Here is a 4,425-nt window from a genome sequence, read left to right on the forward strand (position 1 = left end):
GCTCGGGCGCCATGAAGCCGGCCGTTCCCACCACCAGGCCGGTCGCCGTCAGCGCGGTGTCCTCCAGCGTCCGCGCAATCCCGAAATCGATCACCCGTGGCCCGTCGGCGGCCACCAGGACGTTCGACGGCTTCAGGTCCCGGTGCATCCGCATCTGGCACGGCAGGAGGAGTTCCGGCAGCGGTTCGCGCGGGAGGTTGCGGCGGCGCGGGCAGTGGGCGGGGCGTTCACGGCTCCGGTGATGGCCGCCGGGCCGGAGGACGACCGGCCGTGGATCGCGACCGTCTACATTCCGGGGCCCGACCTGGCGGAAGCGGTCGGCATGGCGGGGCCGTTGCCCGAAGACGCGGTGTGGCGGCTGGCAGCGGGGCTGGCGGAGGCGTTGCAGGCCATACACGCGGTGGGGGTGCTGCACCGGGACCTGAAGCCGTCGAACGTCCTGGTGGCCGCCGACGGGCCACGGGTGATCGATTTCGGGATTGCGCGGACGCTGGAGGACACCGCGCTGACGGCGACCGGCCTGGTGGTGGGAACGGCCGGCTTCATGGCGCCCGAGCAGGCCGAGGGCGGCGAAGTCGGCTCGGCCTGCGATGTGTTCGCGCTGGGGGCGGTGATCGCCTTCGCCGCCACGGGGGCCGGGCCCTTCGGAGAGGGCCCGCCGCCGGCGGTGCTCCACCGGGTGGTCAACGGGCGGCCCCGGCTGGACGGACTCACGGGACCGCTGCGCGAACTGGTCGACGCGTGCCTGGTGAAGGACCCCCGCCAACGGCCCACGCTCACAGCGCTGCTGGAGCGGATCGGCGCGCACTGGGAGCCGACGGACGACTTCCCCGGCGTCTCACCCTGGCCGGATGCCGTCACCACTCTCGTCCAGCGGCACGCCACGCCCCCGACCGCCCCCTACACCGAAGCCGCCGAGGCCATGGCTCCGCCGGACGGCGAACCGGGCAGGGCACGCCCGGCCGCCGTCGGTATCGACTTCGGCACGATGAACTCGGCCATCGCCGTCCTGGAAGCCGGCGAGGCCCGGCTGATCCCCAACGCCCAGGGCGCGCACACCACTCCCAGCCTGGTGGCCCTCACCGCCGAGGGAGACGTCCTCGTCGGCACGGCCGCAGAACGGCAGGCCCTCACCAACCCCGGCCACACCCCGCGCGCCGCCAAGCTGAAGCTGGGCACCAGCTGGCGTGCCACGCGGGGCGACATCCGGCTGACCGCCGAGGACGTGGCCGGGCTGATTCTCGCCCGCCTCCGTCAGGATGCCGAGGCCCACCTCGGCAGGCCGCTCACCGGCGCTGTGCTGGCGGTGCCCGCCGGCTTCCCCCGCGGCCGGCGGGCCGCGCTGGCACGGGCCGGTGAACAAGCCGGTTTCCCCATCCTGCGGCTGATCAACGAGTCCTCGGCCGTAGCGATGGCCTACGGTTCCCAGGACGACTGCACCGTCCTGATCTTCGATCTCGGCGCGGGCACCCTCGATGTCTCCCTCATCGAACTCGGCGACGGCGTCGTGGAGGCTCGCGCCACCGCCGGCGACAGCCGGCTCGGCGGCGACGACTGGGACCTGCGGATCGTCGAGCACCTGACCGACCGCGTACGGCTGCGGCACGGTGTGGATCTCACCGGCGACGACGCCGCGGCCCAGCGGCTGCGCGAGGCGGCCCAGGCGGCGAAGATCGAGCTGTCGGCGGCGCGCACCACAACCCTCCGGCTGCCCCACCTCGCCACCGGACCGGACGGTCCCCTCCACCTCGAAGAGGAGCTGACCCGCGAGGAGTTCGAGACGCTCACCCGGGATCTGCTGGAACGCTGCCGAACCCTGGTCGAACACGTCCTCGCCGACGCCGAGCACACCCTTGCCGACGTCGACCGGGTCGTCCTGACGGGCGGCGCCGCCCGGATGCCCGCGGTGAGCGACCTGATCCGCCGGCTCACGGACGGCCGTGAGCCCTACCGGGGCATGTCCCCCGGGGCTGTCGCCAACGGCGCCGTTCTTCAGGCGGGCATCCTGACCGGTGAGGTGAAGGACATGATGCTCATCGAAGCCACCCCCTACTCGATCGGCATCGAAACCAACGAGGGAACCACGACGAAGCTGATCGAGCGGAACACGACGATCCCCACGAAACGCTCCGAGATCTTCACCACGCACACGGACCACCAGCCCGCGGTGATACTCCACGTCGTGGAGGGCGAGCAGGAGGACGCGGCGCGCAACCGGCCCCTTGCGGTCCTCGAACTCGCCCTGCCACCCGCTCCCCGCGGCGTGCCGCAGATCGAGGTGACGGCCGACTGCGACGCCAACAGCATTCTCCACATCACGGCCAAGGACCTGGGCACGGGCAACGAGACAGCCGCCACCGTCGACCAGGCGACGATGGAACGGGCAACCGCGCTCCTCCGCTCCTCCCGCTGGACCGGCCTGCGCGGTCTCGCCCCCGTGACCACCCCCGCCTTCTGAGGGCTCGTCCCATGCGGTCGACCGACGGTGGCAGGTGGGACAAGCAGGACCTCCCTCCGGGCAAGCACGCCATGCGCCGCAGAGGCCTCCTTCCCGACGGCCCCGCCCCGCCACCGCCGCTCCTGCGCAAGGAACGCCTCGAACCGGCGAAGGCTGGCAGGTCATGAGCCTCACACTCCGTTTACGCAGGTGGACAAGGGGAGCTGAGAGGCTGTGAGGCGGAGTTCGCGCCCGCGCTTCCGCACGCCCTGGTACGCCCCACCGACGCGCAGGGCGATGGAGTCGTGGGCATCCGCGACCAGGACCAGGAGCACGCCGTCGAACAGGCGCGGCAGCCGCTCACCGCGGCCCGCGCCCGGGAGGTGACGGCCGGGCTGCGCGAGGCGATGGACGAGGTCCGGCGCTCTGTGGCGGTGCTCGCCGCCGGGTGCGGCTGCCGCTCAGCTCCACCCCGTGGGAGGCGTACTGCCGGGCGGAGTTCGGCATCAGCCGCGCGCAGGCATACCGGTTGCTCGATGTCGCCCGCGCCCTGGCCGCGATCCACGAAGCGGTCACCGCCGGCACCGAGACGTCCCGCACGCGAGACACCGGCCCGGCCACCGGGGCCGCGCTCGACTACGGCCTGTCCCAGCGCGCCCTGACCGCCGTCTCCGCCCGCGCGGACACCGTTGCGGAGCTGATTCACCCACCGCCTCGCCACGCTCGCCCATAGCGGCCTGCAGACCCTTGACACGGCCACGGTGCGCGCCGTGGTCCGCCAGGCCGTCCGAGACGTCCGCCCCGCCCCGCCACCACCCGCCGAGCCGCCGGCGGCCCCGACCGCCGCCGTGCCGCGCCGCGTCGTCGACGACCTCGCCGCCAGTACCCACGCGATCGGCGAGCTGATGCTCGACGTCGCGCCGGCCTACCTCCCCGACATCGAGGCCGCCGATGTCCTGGCGCTGCTGTGCGAGGAGATCGGCGAGCCCTTTGAACACGGCCTCGCCGCCCGCCGCTACGCGCTCTCCGGCGACCGCCGCGCCCTGCACGGCACCGTCCTGTAGACCTCCCATCCCCGCCGCTCCTGTGAGGCGCACAGCCCGTCTCCCCAGGTGAGCAAGGTGTGTGTGAGGGTGTGAGGCGCGGGCCTGCGGCGGTGAGATGCCTGTCCTCTGACAGGCGATCTTGACCATTTGTCAAGTGATCTTGACCAGTACCGTGTCTCTGCCACTTGACCTTGAGCTGTGGCTCGTCGTTTCCTGGCCCGCCTTGGGGCCTGGGGTGGGGAATTCTCGGCTGCGGTGGTGGGCACGGTGGGGCTAGCGTGGCGGTTTTGCGGAGCGCAGGAGGGATTCGCGGTGCTGGTCATGCCTGGGCGGCGGACGTCGACGATGGAACTGTTGGCCGTCGAGGCGGCGGGCCGGGGGATGTCGGTCAGGGCGGCGGAGGAGCCCGGCCTGGCAGGCCCCGCTTAGAAGCCATCTCATTTGGTGAGTCTGCGGTAGCAGATGAGGGTGCAGGCGATGCTGGTGAAGGCGAGGAAGTGTTCGGCCTTGCGTTCGTAGCGGCGGTGGAGTCGGCGGCAGCCGGCGAGCCAGGCCATGGTGCGTTCGATGGTCCAGCGGTGTCGGCCGAGTCGCTGTGAGGACTCGATGCCCTTGCGGGCGATGCGGTGCCGGATGCCTCGCTGTGCTGGCCATTGCCGCAGGTGGCGGTAGTCGTAGCCCTTGTCGGCGTGGAGCTTTGCGGGCCTGCGCCGGCGTGGGCCCCGCCGGGATCTGATGGGCGGTATGCCCTTCACGAGCGGGATCAGGGCCTGGCTGTCGTGCAGGTTGGCGCCGGAGATGCCGACGGAGAGGGGCAGACCGGTCCGCTCGGTGATCAGGTGGATCTTCGACCCGTACTTGCCCCGGTCGACAGGATTCGGACCTGTCAGGTCCCCCTTTTCAAAGCCCGCATGTTCACCGAGTCGATCGCGCACCTCGACC

Annotated in this window: 3 protein-coding genes and 2 pseudogenes; 3 read left to right on the forward strand and 2 right to left on the reverse strand. The window is 72.0% G+C overall.

Annotated elements, in window-relative coordinates; all coding sequences use genetic code 11:
* Positions 1-148 (reverse strand): annotated as a pseudogene (locus EAO76_RS36480) (serine/threonine protein kinase); the annotation flags it as partial.
* Between EAO76_RS36480 and EAO76_RS36485 the strand changes: the two are divergent.
* The 3 genes from EAO76_RS36485 (at position 143) to EAO76_RS36500 (ending at position 3,501) form a co-directional block, all read left to right on the forward strand.
* A complete protein-coding gene (locus EAO76_RS36485) occupies positions 143-2,458 on the forward strand; it encodes an Hsp70 family protein (protein WP_262376060.1) in 2,316 nt (771 codons plus the stop codon). The pseudogene EAO76_RS36480 and the gene EAO76_RS36485 overlap by 6 nt on opposite strands.
* A 427-nt stretch (positions 2,459-2,885) precedes the next feature.
* Positions 2,886-3,170: a hypothetical protein gene (locus EAO76_RS36495; protein ID WP_262376061.1), complete on the forward strand. Its 285-nt coding sequence runs from the start codon at positions 2,886-2,888 to the stop codon at positions 3,168-3,170.
* Between the two features lie 37 nt (positions 3,171-3,207).
* Entirely contained in the window at positions 3,208-3,501 is a 294-nt protein-coding gene (locus EAO76_RS36500) for a hypothetical protein (RefSeq protein WP_148840529.1), read from the forward strand.
* A gap of 419 nt (positions 3,502-3,920) precedes the next feature.
* Here EAO76_RS36500 and EAO76_RS36510 read toward each other — a convergent pair.
* Positions 3,921-4,425 (reverse strand): annotated as a pseudogene (locus EAO76_RS36510) (IS5 family transposase); the annotation flags it as partial.

Origin of the sequence: Streptomyces sp. sk2.1, from assembly GCF_008120935.1 — a bacterium.
Classification (GTDB): Bacteria; Actinomycetota; Actinomycetes; order Streptomycetales; family Streptomycetaceae; genus Streptomyces.